Source organism: Bacillus paralicheniformis (genome assembly GCF_001042485.2).
In the GTDB taxonomy this organism is placed as follows: Bacteria; Bacillota; Bacilli; order Bacillales; family Bacillaceae; genus Bacillus; species Bacillus paralicheniformis.
This window is the reverse complement of record NZ_LBMN02000035.1, coordinates 420309-436479: the sequence shown is the minus strand read 5'-3', so window position 1 is coordinate 436479 and position 16171 is coordinate 420309. Positions and strand designations below refer to the sequence as shown.

Annotated in this window: 2 protein-coding genes; both read left to right on the top strand. The window is 49.8% G+C overall.

Features of this window, described 5'->3' with window-relative positions; all coding sequences use genetic code 11:
• Positions 1-5349, top strand: a 5349-nt coding sequence (locus tag ACH97_RS18910; protein ID WP_057957855.1) for a non-ribosomal peptide synthetase, incomplete at its 5' end; no start/stop codon positions are given.
• Between the two features lie 22 nt (positions 5350-5371).
• Positions 5372-16162, top strand: coding sequence for a non-ribosomal peptide synthetase (locus ACH97_RS18905; protein WP_057957854.1), 10791 nt, complete (start codon positions 5372-5374; stop codon positions 16160-16162).
• The last annotated feature ends 9 nt before the right edge of the window (positions 16163-16171 follow it).

Below are 16171 nucleotides of genomic sequence, written 5' to 3'. Positions count from 1 at the left end.
ACGGTGGATGCCGCATTTTTTCGGTACGACCACGAAAAAGACAGGGAACGGATGCGGCTTCCGATCGGAAAACCTGTACCGGGAGCCCGTCTTTATATTTTAGACAGTGAGAAAGCTGTCCAGCCCATAGGGGTGGCCGGAGAACTGTATATCGCAGGCGCGGGTGTCGCAAGGGGCTATTTGAACCGTCCGGAGCTGACAGAAGAACGGTTTCTCGATGACCCGTTTTATCGAGGGGAACGCATGTATCAAACGGGCGATCTGGCGAGATGGCTCCCGGACGGCACCGTTGAATGGCTGGGCCGTATGGACGGCCAAGTGAAAATCCGCGGCTACCGAATCGAACCGGGAGAAGTCGAAGCGGCGCTTCGCCAGATCGACGGCGTGCGGGAAGCGGCGGTTGTCGCCCGGACAGAAGGGGAGGAAACCGAGCTTTGCGCCTATATTGAAGGTCAGGATCAAAAGACCGCAAGGACAGAACTAGGCAAACGCCTGCCGGCCTATATGATGCCTTCATCATTCATCGAGATGCGTGACTGGCCTGTCACACCGAGCGGAAAGCTTGACCGCAAGGCGCTGCCTGCTCCCGACGGAGCGGCTGAACGACGCGCTTACACCGCGCCGCAAACCATCACGGAAATGAAGCTCGCCAAGCTTTGGGAAGAGGTGCTGAAATACGGCCCTGCCGGCATTCGCGACCACTTTTTCGAACAAGGCGGCCACTCGCTGAAAGCGACTGCGCTCGTCTCCCGCATCGCCAAAGCGTTTGGCGTGCAAGTGCCGCTGAAGGAGATTTTCGCCAAGCCGACACTGGAAGAGCTAGCCGCCGTGATTCAGGAATTGGATGAAAGCCCGCATGCGGCGATTGAACCCGCAGAAAAACAGGACACCTACCCGGTGTCCTCGGCGCAAAAGCGGATGTATGTCCTTCAGCAGCTGGAAGACGGCGGTGTCGGCTACAATATGCCGGCGGCGCTTAAGCTGACAGGACCGCTCGACCGCGCCCGGCTTGATGAAGTATTCAGGCAGCTGATCCGCCGCCACGAATCGCTCAGGACGTCGTTTGAAACTGGAGCAGACTGCGAGCCTGTCCAGCGCATCCATGATGATGTCCCGTTTCAGCTGATGGAGTTGGCCGCGGCTGAAGACTTTGTCCGTCCGTTTCGACTTCAAGAAGCGCCGCTTTTCCGCGCCGCTCTTGTGAAGGAAGCGGAGGAGAGCCACCTGTTGTTGGTGGACATGCATCACATCATTTCCGACGGGGTGTCTGTCGGCACCTTAATCCGCGAATTCAGCGAGCTGTACGCCAACCGGATGCTTGCCCCGCTGCGGATTCAATATAAAGACTACGCCGTCTGGCAACAGGCATTCAAACAAGGAGAGGCGTACAACAGACAGGAAGCCTATTGGCTGAAGCAGCTCGACGGAGAGCTGCCGGTGCTGGAGCTTCCGGCCGACAACGCCCGCCCGGCGGTGCGAAGCTTTGCGGGTGATACAGTGTCCCGCACGCTTGATGCGAAAACAACAGCCGGCCTTTACAAGATCACCCGCGACAACGGTTGCACCCTGTATATGGTTCTTCTCGCCGCGTACAGCACGCTTCTTGCCCGTCTCAGCGGACAGGAGGATATCATCATCGGTTCACCGAGCGCCGGAAGGCCGCACAAAGACTTAGAACCTGTCATCGGCATGTTTGTCAACACATTGGCGATCAGAACGCAGCCGGCAGAAAACAAATGTTTCAGCGATTTCTTAAAGGAGGTCCGCGAAACGGCGCTTGAGGCGTTCGAACATCAGGATTATCCGTTTGAGGAGCTTGTCGACAGGCTTGATGTCGTCCGTGATATGAGCCGCAATCCGCTGTTTGACGTTATGTTCGCTCTGCAAAATATGGAGCGGGAATCACTGACTCTGCATGACTTGCATTTGACGACTATAGCTCATGACGCCCATAAAGTCTCTAAGTTTGATATGACTCTTTATGCAGCTGAAGAAGATCAAGAGACAATCCGTTTTGATGTTGAATTCAATACAGACATCTATCAAAAACAAACGATCAAGAAATGGCTTTCCTACTATATTCATATTCTCCATCATGTGATCGAACATCAGAACATTCATCTCGGAGATATCCATGTATTAGATGAACATGAGACAAGCTCATTCATTCACACATTTAATCAGACAAAACAAGACTACCCGAAACACGAAACGATCAGCCGTTTATTTGAATATCAAGCAGCCAAAACACCTCACGCCCCGGCCGTTATATATGACAGGCAAACCTTGACTTACCGTGAACTAAACGAACGCGCCAACAGAATAGCCGCTGCGCTTCGAGCAAATGGCGTCGGTTCAGAAAGTGTTGTCGCACTATTAACAAGTCGCACCCCTGAACTTGCGGTCGGAATTCTAGGTATTTTAAAAGCCGGCGGAGCCTATCTTCCCGTCACTGAAGACATGCCGACAGAACGGCTAGAATGGATGTTGTCTGACAGCAATGCTGTGATGCTCCTCCAATCAGATCGATTAGAATCTCATATGGCAGGAAAACGGTTATTCATAGAAGACATCCAGCTTGAGGCCGGCATTTCAGCAAACAATCCCGAACAGCAGGGCGGTCCTGATTCTCTCGCTTATATCATGTATACATCCGGATCAACCGGCACGCCAAAAGGCGTAATGGTTGAACAGCGCGGCGTCGTCCGTCTCGTAAAAAACAGCGATATGGCATTTTCACCTGAAGACAGGATTTTATTGACAGCGTCATTGGGATTTGACGCGATGACATTTGAAGTATTCGGACCGCTATTAAACGGCGCTTGTTTATACATCAGTGACAAGGAAACTTATTTAGATTCCGATCGGCTCAAGACATTCATACAGCAGAACGGCATCACGACTTTATGGCTGACATCATCCTTATTTAATCAATTATCAGAACAAAATGAACGAACATTTTCCGACCTGTCCAGATTGATTCTCGGCGGAGAAGCCCTGTCGCCAAACCATGTCAATCGCGTTCGCAACGCGGCGCCGAATCTCGCGCTATGGAATGGCTACGGCCCAACGGAAAACACAACATTCTCAACGTGCTTCCGGATCGAACACGAGTATAAGCATTCCATTCCGATCGGCCGCCCAATCGCTAATTCAACCGCTTATATTGTCAACAGCCGAGGGAGATTGCAGCCTATGGGTGTCATCGGAGAATTATGCGTTGGCGGGGACGGGCTAGCCAGAGGCTACTTCGGGAGACCTGAACTGACGAAAGAAAAATTTGTGCCAAATCCCTTCACACCTGGTGAACGAATGTACCGGACCGGTGATTTGGCCCGCTGGCTGAAGGATGGGACGATTGAATATATCGACCGGATGGATGATCAAGTTAAAATTCGCGGCTACAGGATTGAGCTGGGAGAAATTGAAGCAGCATTGCGACAGATTGACGGTGTCAAAGAAGCCGCCGTCATCGTGCGAACCGGTCCCTCAGGACATAAAGAACTCCTTGCCTATATGAGTCTGCAAGCGGAAATGAATATCGAGAAAGTCAGATCTCTTCTTTCTCAGCAATTGCCCGGGTTTATGATCCCGGCGCATTTGGTTGAGCTTGCCGCCTTGCCTCTGACACAAAACGGAAAGCTCGACAGAAGAGCGCTGCCTGAGCCGGAGACCACAGCAATCAACACAGCATACGCCCCTCCGCGCAACCAGCTGGAGGAACGGCTTGCCGTGATCTGGCAAGAGGTGCTCGGCGTTGAAAAAGTCGGGATTGAGGATTCGTTTTTTGAACTGGGAGGCGATTCGATTAAAGCCCTCCAAGTATCTGCGCGCCTTGGACGGTTTGACTTGAAAATCACGGCAGGCGACTTATTCCGCCATCCAACTATTAAAGAAGCCGCACCTCTCATCCGCAAGACTGAGAGAAATATAGATCAGCGGCCGATTGAAGGAGAAGTACCTTGGACGCCCGTTCAGCGCTGGTTCCTCGCACAGCATATTGAAGAGAGGCAGCATTTCAACCAATCTGTCATGCTTCATAGCTCAGAAGGATTTCAGGAACAGCCGCTGCGAACAGCTTTACAGCATCTTGTCATCCATCATGATGCCCTCCGCATGACAATCATCGATGACGGCGGCCAGCTGCAGCAATTTAACAGGGGAATTCATGGAGAACTTTACAGCCTGAACATAAGAGACCTTTCTAAAACGGCACAATGGGAGAAGCTGATTGAAGACGAAGTCGCTGATTTGCAGCGCAGTATCCATTTGCAAACAGGCCCACTGCTAAAAGCAGGCTTGTTCAACACAATGTCGGGAACTTATTTATTTCTCACCATTCATCATTTGGTCGTCGACGGGGTCTCATGGCGGATTTTGCTTGAGGATTTATCGGCAGCATACAGTCAGGCGGCCGCAGGACAACCGGTTCAGCTTCCGCGGAAAACGGACTCATACCAATATTTCGCAAACCGGCTTGCCGAATACGCAGAGAGCAGCAAGGTCATTCGCGAACAATCGTATTGGCGCACTGTTGAAAAAGAAAAAGCCGCTTTACTTTCTTGTGAAAAACCGCATAGCGCTGCGGACAACATTCGGAAAACGGAAAGCTTTACCCTTTCCGAAGAAGACACACACGTTTTAATCCACAAGGTTAACAACGCCTACAACACAGACACCCAGGATATTCTGCTGACGGCAGCATCATTAGCCCTGTGTGATTGGATGGGAGAGAGGAAACTGCGGATCGCGATGGAAGGACACGGGAGAGATCACACCCTACCTGAATTGGATATCAGTCGGACAGTCGGCTGGTTTACCACAATATATCCTGTGTTGATTGATTTACATGCAGCCGAAGGCGAGTTGGGGCTGGCAGTGAAAACAGTCAAAGATACACTCGGCAGAATACCGGACAAAGGAATGGGATACGGCATTTTGCAATATTTAACAGCCTCTGAAAACAAAACAATCCAGTTCGGCAAAGCGCCTGAAATCGGTTTTAACTATTTAGGGCAATTCAATGATACAGAACGCCAACAAAAGTTCAGCTTTTCGGGGCTTGCAAGCGGGAAAGACATTACACCTACATGGCAGCGTGAGCAAACGCTGGAAATGAGCGCCATGGTAAGGCAAAATCAGCTGCATTTCAATTTGAGCTATCCGCCAAGCCGGTTCCATACAACAACAATGAAACAGCTGCTGCACATGGTGAAACATAATTTGCACCAAATCATCAAACATTGCGCACATAAACAAGAAACAGAGAAAACGGTCAGCGATTTTAGCAGCCAATCGTTAACAGCGGAAGATTTGGACAATATTGCGAGCTTTGTCGAGGAACTGTAGGAACAGGAGGCAGGGAAAAAATATGACAAAAAAACATGAGATTCAGGATATTTATCCGCTTTCTTATATGCAGGAAGGCATGCTATTTCACACCCTTCTTAACAAGGACACACAGGCATACGTCGAACAAGCCTCATTTTCAATGACAGGAAAGGTTGACACAGACATTTTTCAGAAAAGCATTGCTGTTCTTTGTGCCCGGCACGATATTTTCAGAACGATTTTTATCAGTCAAAATGTATCCGTTCCGCAGCAGGTCGTCTTAAAAGAACGGACGATCACCGTTGAAGAAAAAGATCTGACTCATTTGGACCGATCCGGCCAGCTTAGATTGATCGATGACGTCAAAAAAACAGACAGAGCCAAAGGATTTCATTTGCAAAAAGATGGATTGATGCGCGTCATTCTTTTTAAAACAGGGGAACGCGAATTTACATGCATATGGAGCTTCCATCACATCATTATGGACGGCTGGTGCCTCGGGATTGTCCTGAAAGAGTTTTTCCATATATACGCTTCCCATTTGCACCAAACACCATTAAAGCTTGAGCCTGCTGTGCCTTACGGGAGCTATATTCAATGGCTGATGGAGCAGGACAAAGAAGCCGCCGCCCGGTACTGGGAGGGTTATCTTGAAGGATATGACCAACAGAGCCGGCTGCCGCAGCAAAAAAAAGCGGGCGCCAAAAGCAGACAAGAAGAAGTCACCTTTTCCCTTTCTAAAACAGTTACGGATAAGCTGAAAGAGCTGGCCGCAAAGGAAGAAGTCACATTGAGCACCATTTTTCACACGCTTTGGGGAATGTTGCTGCAAGCTTATAACCAGACGGATGATACGGTTTTCGGTTCGGTTATTTCCGGCAGGCCGGCTGAAATTGCAGGGATAGAGCGGATGATCGGCCTTTTCATTAACACGGTGCCGGTGCGTGTTACCGGTACAAAAGTGCCTTTTGTGAAACTGATTAAACAAGTGCAAAAAGATGCGCTCAATGGGCAGCCGTACAGCTACCACCCGCTCTATGAGATACAGGCGGAATCCGCCGTCAAACAAGGCTTAATCGACCATATTCTTGTTTTTGAAAATTATCCTGTTGAAAAAGAAATCGCACTGCTGAACAGTGGACAAGATGCAGAGGATCTGTTTCGCATTCATGATTTCAACATGGAAGACGAGACCAACTACAGCTTTTATCTCATGGTGGCACCAGGTGAAAACATTCATCTCAAAATGAGATTTGATTCCGGCATTCATGAACGTTCTTTCATCGAAAGCGTTAAAGGCCATTTGCAGCATATCATCGCACAAGTGCTGGAAAATCCGAATTTGACCCCGGAGGAATTGACGATCACAACACATCAGGAACAAAAAGACCTGCTCAGCACGTTGAAAATAGAGACTAAACAGCGTGAATATGAAACGATCCAGTCGATGTTCGAACGTCAGGCGGCACAATTCCCTGATGAAAAAGCAATTCACTATGAAGGGCAGTCGATCACTTATAAAGAGCTGAATGAAATGGCCAACAAACTTGCACGCCTTCTCCGAAAACGGGATGTCAAACGCCAGGAGCCGGTCGCGATCATGGTCGAACGTTCTCCCGCATTAGCGGCGGGAGTACTCGGCATTTTAAAAGCGGGCGCGGCATTTGTTCCGATTGACCTGAGCCATCCTGCCGAACGCATTCGCTATTGCATAGAAAACAGCGGCTGTCAGCACATAGTATCACAGCATCATGTGGCGGCTTTAGCAAAGTCAGCCGCAACAAAACGATCTGTGACATTCATAGAAGAAGCAGATGCGGAAAGCGACGGAAGCAATGTCGAGACGGTAAACACTGCGGAAGATTTGCTTTACATCATGTATACATCTGGAACAACGGGGAAGCCGAAGGGTGTTTTATTTGAACATCGAAATATGGCCAATTTGCTTCATGACCAATTTGAAAACTCACGTATTGATTTCAAAACAAATGTGCTCCAGTATGCATCTTGTGCGTTTGACGTCTGCTATCAAGAATTGTTTACAACTTTGCTTAGCGGCGGCACGCTTTGCATCGCGCCTGAATCAATCAAGCGCGACCCAGCTCAGTTGTTTTTGTTGATCAATACACAGCGAACAGAAGTCGTCTTTTTCCCGACGGCTTTTGTGAAGATGCTTTTTAATGAGGAACACTATGCGAACCACTTTCCAAACTGTGTGAAGCATGTCATCACTGCGGGGGAGCAATTGACGGTCTCGCATATTTTTAAGGCATTGCTCAAGCGGCACGGCATACACTTGCATAATCATTACGGCCCGGCGGAAACCCATGTCGTCTCGACATGCACCATTCATCCTGAGGACGACATCCCGGGTTCTCCGCCGATCGGAAAACCGATCAGCCATAACGCCATGTATATCCTTGACAAATACAAACGACTTCAGCCCTGCGGTGTAGCAGGAGAGCTTTATATATCAGGCGCGAGCGTCGGGAGAGGATATGTCAATAATCCAATCTTGACAAAACAGAAATTTTTGCCCGATCCATTCAGAGCGGGAGCCGTCATGTATCGAACAGGAGATATAGCAAGGCTTCGTGCAGACGGACAAATGGACTATATCGGCCGGACGGATGATCAAGTGAAAATCAGGGGCTACCGGGTCGAACCTAAGGAAATAGAGGTGACATTGGCAAATCATCCTGCTGTTAAGGAAGCGGTTGTCCTGGTTCAAAAAGACAGTGAAGGGGAACATGAATTGTGCGCATACTACAGCACACGGAAACCGATCGACCCTTCTGCATTGCGTCATGATTTGGCCGACGCCATCCCTGACTACATGATGCCAGTAAAATGGACTGCTGTGCCAGCGATTCCGCTTACCGTAAATGGAAAAGTCGATAAAAGCGCCCTCCCAGAACCGACATCATCCGCATCGCATCAGTCATACGCCGCACCTCGCAATTTGAACGAGCTCAGGCTTTCACAGCTTTGGGAAGGTCTACTGAAAAGGGGGCCGGTCGGCATCCGCGACAACTTTTTTGAACTGGGCGGCCATTCTTTAAAAGCAACATCGCTCATCTCTCGCATCGCCAAAGAATGGAACGTTCAGATTCCGTTAAGTGATGTCTTTGCCCATCCGACCGTAGAAGGGTTGGCAGCAGTCATCAGTGAAGCGGAAGAAAACCCGTTTGCTTCGATTCAGCAAATAGAGAAGAAGGAGACATATCCGGTTTCTTCCGCACAAAAACGGATGTATGTTCTGCACCAGCTTGATGGCGGAGGAGTCAGCTACAACATTCCGGCCGTTTTGGAGCTGACAGGCGAGCTCGATCAACAGAGAGTGGAAGCTGTATTTCGCGAACTGATCCGCCGGCATGAACCCCTTAGGACATCATTCGAAGCAGGAGACGACGGCGAGCCGGTGCAGCGGATTCATGAAAAGGTGCCGTTTGCTTTTTCAAACGACTCTTCATCTGAATCATTTATCCGGCCGTTTGATCTTGGAAAGGCTCCGCTTTTCAGGGCGGGCTTAGCGACCATTGAAAAAGGACGATATCTGCTTTTAGTGGACATGCACCATATTATTTCAGACGGTGTCTCCATCCAATTGCTCATGCAGGAATTCAGCGAGCTGTATAAAGGACTTGAACTGGCTCCGTTGCGCATTCAATACAAAGACTATGCAGCATGGCAAGAAACATTCAAAACAAGCGACATATACAAACGGCAAGAATCGTATTGGCTCAAACAACTGGCCGGTGAGCTGCCAGTGCTCGAATTGCCGACGGACAAACCGCGGCCCCCGGCAAAAAGCTTTGCAGGTGACCGGGTTACGTTCGAGATCAGTCAGGAGCTTACATCACGTTTACAACAGCTCGCAGGAGAAAACAGATGCACACTGTATATGACGCTTCTTGGGATATACACCGTTTTATTATCACGGCTAAGCGGGCAGGAAGAGATCATTGTCGGTTCGCCGATCGCGGGCAGACCGCATGCTGACCTGGAATCCGTGCTCGGAATGTTTGTGAACACATTGGCTTTTCGAACACGTCCGGTGAGCGGAATATCTTTCAAACAATATTTACAGGACATTCGAGAAACAGCGCTAGAAGCCTATGAACACCAGGACTATCCGTTAGAGGAGCTGGTTGACCGCCTCGGCGTTCAGCGGGAGATGAGCCGAAATCCGCTCTTTGATACAACGTTTGCACTGCAAAATATGGAGCGGCAACAATTGTCGATGGAGGGGCTTGAGCTTCGGCAGAAAGATATCAGCCACCCGATTTCTAAATTCGACCTGTCACTGTACATGGCCGAAAGCGGCGGACAAATATATTGTCAGTTTGAATACAGTACAGATTTGTTTGAACGGAAAACGATTCAAAAATGGGCCGATTTTTTTAAAACGTTGGCTAAAAACGCTGCACAGCATCCGGAGCTGGAACTGGACCATTTGTCAATCCTTTCGAAAAAGGAAGAAAGCGCACTTCTGCAAAACCTCAGCCCGATGCAAAAAATGGATTTCCCACTGGATCAGCCGCTTCATCATCAGCTCGAGCAGCAGGCAGAAAAGACGCCTGATCGTCCGGCCGTTTTGGCGGATGGCGTCTCCATCTCCTACAGAGAACTGAATGAACGGGCCAATCAAATTGCATGGAAGCTAATTGGCCTCGGTATTCAACAGGAAGATGTGATTGCCGTGATGGGGAGACGTTCACCAGATATGCTGATTGGAATTTATGGCATTTTAAAAGCGGGAGCTGCTTACGTGCCGATCGACCCTGACTATCCTGAAGAACGAATCCGTTTTTTAATGAAGGACAGCGGCGCAAAGACCTTGCTTGCAGAATCTAATCCATCGATGTTTGAGGGAACCATTTTGCCGCTAGATGGCGGGCGCGAGAATCACGGAGAAGCGGCAGTCAATCCGAATCTCCCGGTACCGCCCGATGCCTTGGCCTATATCATCTATACATCTGGCTCAACGGGACGCCCAAAAGGCGTCATGGTGGAACACAGGTCCGCGGTCAATTTTTTATACTCACTGCAAACCCGCTACTCACTTAACGACTCGGACATCATTCTGCATAAAACGTCTTACTCGTTTGATGCTTCAATATGGGAGCTGTTCTGGTGGCCATTCGCCGGGGCTTCTGTTTATCTGCTTCCTCAAGGAGGGGAAAAAGATCCTGAAATCATCTTAAAAGCGCTGGAGGAAAAGGAAGTTACAGCCGCCCATTTTGTCCCTTCTATGCTTCACTCATTCTTGGAATATATGAATCAAAGAAAAAAACCGGCCGACATCAGACATTTAAAAAGAGTCTTTGCAGGCGGCGAGCAGCTGGGGGCGCACCTCGTCTCCCGTTTTCATGAGCTTCTGCCGAGGGTGGAATTGACAAATTCCTACGGACCGACGGAAGCGACGGTAGAAGCGGCATACTTTGATGTCCCTAAAAGGAAAACACTTGACCATGTCCCGATCGGCCGATCAGGACACAATATGAGACTCTATATTTTAAATAAAAAACGGCAGCTTCTCCCGTTCGGCTGTCGAGGGGAACTGTATATCGCAGGCGCGGGCGTCGCAAGGGGCTACTTGAACCGTCCGGAGCTGACAGAAGAACGGTTTCTCGATGACCCCTTTTATTCAGGAGAACGCATGTATCAAACGGGCGATCTGGCGAGATGGCTCCCGGACGGCACCGTTGAATGGCTGGGCCGCATGGACGGTCAAGTGAAAATCCGCGGCTACCGGATCGAACCGGGGGAAGTCGAAGCGGTGCTTCGCCAGATCGACGGCGTGCGGGAAGCGGCGGTTATCGCCCGGACAGAAGGGGAGGAAACCGAGCTTTGCGCCTATATTGAAGGTCAGGACCAACAGACTGTAAGGACAGAGCTGCGCAAACGCCTGCCGGCCTATATGATGCCTTCAGCCTTCATCGAGATGCGTGAGTGGCCTGTCACTCCGAGCGGAAAGCTTGACCGCAAGGCGCTGCCCGCTCCCGACGGAGCGGCTGAACGACGCGCTTACACCGCGCCGCAAACCATCACGGAAATGAAGCTCGCCAAGCTTTGGGAAGAGGTGCTGAAATACGGCCCTGCCGGCATTCGCGACCACTTTTTCGAACAAGGCGGCCACTCGCTGAAAGCGACAGCGCTCGTCTCCCGCATCGCCAAAGCGTTTGGCGTGCAGGTGCCGCTGAAGGAGATTTTCGCCAAGCCGACACTGGAAGAGCTCGCAGCCGTGATTCAGGAATTGGATGAAAGCCCGCATGCGGCGATTGAACCGGCGGACAAACAGGACACCTATCCGGTGTCCTCGGCGCAAAAGCGGATGTATGTGCTTCAGCAGCTGGAAGACGGCGGTGTCGGCTACAATATGCCGGCGGCGCTTAAGCTGACAGGACCGCTCGACCGCGCCCGGCTTGATGAAGTATTCAGGCAGCTGATCCGCCGCCACGAATCGCTCAGGACGTCGTTTGAAACCGGGGCAGACGGCGAGCCTGTTCAACGCATTCATGATGATGTCCCGTTTCAGCTGATGGAATTGGCCGCGGCTGAAGACTTTGTCCGTCCGTTCCGGCTTCAAGAAGCGCCGCTTTTCCGCGCCGCTCTTGTGAAGGAGGCGGAGGAGAGCCACCTGTTGTTGGTGGACATGCATCACATCATTTCCGACGGGGTGTCTGTCGGCACCTTAATCCGCGAATTCAGCGAGCTTTACGCCAGCCGGACGCTTCACCCGCTGCGGATTCAATATAAAGACTACGCTGTCTGGCAACAGGCATTCAAACAAGGAGAGGCGTACAACAGACAGGAAGCCTATTGGCTGAAGCAGCTCGACGGAGAGCTGCCGGTGCTTGAGCTTCCGGCCGACAACGCCCGCCCGGCGGTGCGAAGCTTTGCCGGAGATCATGTGTCCTTTTCACTTGATGCGGACACTTCATCCGGCCTTTACAAGATCGCCCGCGACAACGGATGCACCCTGTATATGGTTCTTCTCGCCGCGTACAGCACGCTTCTTGCCCGGCTCAGCGGACAGGAGGATATCATCATCGGTTCGCCGATCGCCGGAAGGCCGCACAAAGACTTAGAACCCGTCATCGGCATGTTTGTCAACACATTGGCGATCAGAACGCAGCCGGCCGAAAACAAATGTTTCAGCGATTTCTTAAAGGAGGTCCGCGAAACGGTGCTTGAGGCATTTGAACATCAGGATTATCCGTTTGAGGAGCTTGTCGACCGGCTTAATGTCGTTCGTGATATGAGCCGCAATCCGTTGTTTGACGCTATGCTTGTCGTACAAAATATGGATCGCCAAGAGCTTTTCCTGGATGGACTGCATATTCAGCCTGCCGATATGCCTCAAACTGGGGCGAAGTTTGATCTGACGCTGCAAGTTTCAGAAGGGGATGAACGCATACATTTTCGATTTGAATATGCATCATCTTTATTTAAACAAGATACGATCGAACGCTGGGCATCACATTTCACGACAATGCTTCAGCACATTGTCCACGCACCGCAGACAGCGTTGCCTGCCATCAGCATGCTGACAGCTAAAGAACAACAGCTGCTGATGACAAACTTTAACAGGATGCCGGAACAACACGGCCCTAACATAACCGTTCACGAATTATTCGCCCGTCATGCGGCAAAATTGCCGGGTGCAACTGCACTCATCACTCGGGAAGGGGTGCTCACTTATCAAGAATTAGACGAATGGTCCAACAAAATAGCGAGAACATTGCAAAATCAAGGGATTGGTCCGGATCTACCTGTAGGTATTATGATTCCTAAATCAACAGGCTTGATCGCAGCCGTTCTCGGAACCTGGAAAGCAGGGGGCGCCTATGTCCCAATTGATCTTGGATATCCGGACGAGCGCAAACAATATGTATTAGCCGACAGCGGAGCTAAACTGCTGATCACCGATAAAAAAGCAATTCATCAAGTACCTGATGGTTTTAAAGGCGAAGTGCTTCTGATTGAAGATGTACAGGAACAGGACACCTCACCTATTCTAACTGCTTCCGGGCCTGATCATTTGGCTTATATCATTTATACATCAGGTACGACGGGCAATCCAAAAGGCGTCATGGTGGAACACAGAGGAGTCGCTTATACAGTTCAGTGGCGCAGTGCTTTTTATGAATTTCATGATCATGATATCGCGCTTCAGCTTTCCTCATTTTCTTTTGACGCATTTGTCACAAGTATGTTTGCGCCGCTTATATCAGGAGTGCAGACCGTTATCCCGGCTGAGGAAGAAGCGAAAGACATTCTCGCTATTAAACAATATCTAGCCGATTACGGCATTACGCATATGAATCTCGTTCCGATTCTATACCGGACACTGCTTGACGTATTGCAGCCGGAAGATGTACAAACACTGCGACTTGTCACATTAGGAGGCGAAGCGATTGAACCGAATTTGCTGGAGCGCAGTTTCTCGCTCAGCCCTGACATAGAGATTTCCAATGAATACGGGCCGACAGAGAGCAGCATCACGGCCACTGCGGCCAGAAGATTGAAACGAGAAGAAAACATCACGATCGGCCGGCCGATCGGTTATACAAATGTTTATATTTTAAAAGGAGATCACTTGCAGCCTATCGGTGTCACCGGAGAACTTTGCATTACAGGACCGGGGCTTGCAAGAGGATATATCAATCTTCCTGAGCAAACGGCAAAAGCTTTCGTTCAAGATCCGTTCCATCCAGATCAGCGCATGTATCGGACGGGGGATTTGGCGAAATGGCTGCCGGACGGCACATTGCAGTATGTCGGCAGGATGGATGAACAAGTCAAAATCAGAGGTTACCGAATCGAGATAAAAGAAGTGGAAGCGGCACTCTCCGGCCTTGCCGTAGTAAAAGAAGCGGCAGTGGTGGATTCTGTTACCGCAGCAGGTCATAAGGAACTGTGCGCTTATATTGTTGTTGAAGACGGCGCAGATTGCCGCATGGTGCGCAAAGCTTTGGCCAAAAAAGTGCCGTCTTACATGGTACCGGCGTTTTTCCAAACGCTTGATGCATTGCCTACCATGCCAAACGGGAAGCTGAATAAGCCCGCACTGGCAAAGATCCCGCACAAGGGAGAGACTAGGCAAACATTTACGGCTCCGGCCACTGATATTGAAAAAGAATTGGCTGCCATCTGGCGCGGGGTGCTCGGTGTGGACAAGATCGGAATTGATGAATCATTTTTTGAGCTTGGCGGAGATTCCATTAAGGCATTGCAAGTCTCCGCGAGATTGCATCAATCAGGAAAGCAATTGGCCGTAAAAGATATCTTCAGCCATCCGACAATCCAAGAATTGGCGCCATATGTCCGTTTATCACAACAACCGATCAGCCAAGCATCTGTAGAAGGCGAGATGACATGGTCACCGGTGCAAAAATGGTTCCTGTCTCAAGATATAAAAGAAGCCCACCATTTTAATCAGTCGGTTATGCTGCATCGGTCAAATCCGTTAGATGAAGATGCATTGAGGAAAACGCTAAAAGCGATAACCGTCCATCACGATGCACTCAGGCTCATATGCGTCAAAGATGAACAAGGGAACTTGCGCCTGTACAATCGTCCAGCGAACATCGGAGAGGACCAGCTTTACAACTTGCGAATCTTCAATCTGGCCGGCGAACCAAAAGATCATGAACACATTATCAAACACCAAGTTCGTGAGCTGCAAAAAGCAATGGACTTGGAAAACGGGCCGCTGGTGCAAGTCGGGCTTTTCCGCTCAAGCGAAGGAGATGACTTGTTTCTTGCTATCCATCACTTGGCCGTCGACGGCATATCATGGCGGATTATCCTGGAAGACTTGGCATCCGTCTATGAGCAGGCGATTCGCGGAGATGACATAGCACTCCCGCCAAAAACCGCATCATTCCAGACATATACCGAGCAATTAGCCAAGTATGCAGAAAGCCGGCGGTTATTACAGCAAGCAGACTATTGGCGCGCCATCGAACAACATGAAACAGTTGCACTGCCAAAAGATCAGACACATATCGACAAAACCGCTTTGAAAAAACGTAACACCGTATCATTTACTTTAGCTCAACAAGAAACAGACGCGATTCTAAAAGATGTGCACAATGCTTACAATACGGATACCCAAGACCTGCTATTGGCGTCAGCGGTACTCGCTATATGGCAATGGGTGCCGCAAAAGGCGCTAAAAATCGCGCTTGAAGGGCATGGCCGTCAATCTGAGGCGGCATATCACGATATCAGCCGAACCGTAGGGTGGTTTACTTCCATATATCCAGTATTGCTTCAACTTGAACCCAATACATGGGATGACCATCATGAAGAATATATGATCCGCGCATTAAAAATAACAAAAGACACGTTAAGGCGGATACCTGATAAAGGATTTGGATACGGTGTTCTCAAATATATGACACCGCCTGAAAAAGCAAAGATCAAATTCGGCAAAGCACCTGATATCACCTTTAACTATTTAGGACAATTTGAAATCGGAAACCGTGCGCAAACCGAAACAGAACAGCTTGATGCATTTACATTTTCTCCTTTGGGGGGCGGCGAGGATATCACCGGCACTTGGAAGCGTGAACAGTCGCTGGATATCAGCGCACTCGTAGCCGAAGGCAAACTGACCGTTAACATGACATATGAAACAGGGCGTTTTCAAAAAGAAACCATTGAGCGGCTTTCCCAAGATTGTCAGTACTATCTCAGAAAGCTGATGAACCATTGCCTCGGCAAAACTGAAACAGAGAAGACCGTCAGCGACTTTGATGATCGCGAGCTGACCGAGGAAGCTTTTAAAAATATAACCGACTTACTCGGATTTCATTAAACGAGCGGA

What these genes read in the sequence shown, in the direction of transcription:
- ACH97_RS18905 (WP_057957854.1), top strand. Translation starts at nt 5,372, where the DNA reads ATGACAAAAAAACATGAGATTCAGGATATTTATCCGCTTTCTTATATG.